The organism is Mesorhizobium sp. M4B.F.Ca.ET.214.01.1.1, assembly GCF_004791545.1.
In the GTDB taxonomy this organism is placed as follows: Bacteria; Pseudomonadota; Alphaproteobacteria; order Rhizobiales; family Rhizobiaceae; genus Mesorhizobium; species Mesorhizobium abyssinicae.
Window position 1 is genome coordinate 1 of the sequence record NZ_SRUX01000141.1, and the last position, 355, is coordinate 355.

Genomic DNA, 355 nt, shown 5'->3' on the forward strand with positions numbered 1-355 from the left:
GCTGCCTACGACACGCATGCCCGCCGTGCCCGGCTCAAGGCCGAAGGCAAGAGGCCGCGCATTGCACGCCGTCCCAACAAGCACCACCCACTGCCGGCGCGGCTCAAGCATTATAACCAGCTGATTGCCAGGCGACGGGCGGCAGTGGAGACCACCTTCGCCACACTCAAGAACCGCATGAGGCTGACGATGATCCGCTATGTCGGACTGGCCAAGGCCACGGCCCAGGTGATGATGGCGGCGATCGCCTTCAACATGCGCCGATGGGCTGCCATCACGCCATAGGTGCGTCCGCAATCCAGCCCAATGGGCTGAATTGCCGCCTGAAACTCCAAACCAGAACCCATTCCCGCTC

1 protein-coding gene is annotated in these 355 nt (G+C 63.4%); it reads left to right on the forward strand.

Annotated elements, in window-relative coordinates; translation table 11 throughout:
* Nucleotides 1-285: transposase (locus tag EN857_RS33650; RefSeq protein ID WP_145972044.1), on the forward strand; the 285-nt coding region annotated here is incomplete at its 5' end.
* Nucleotides 286-355 lie beyond the last annotated feature (70 nt).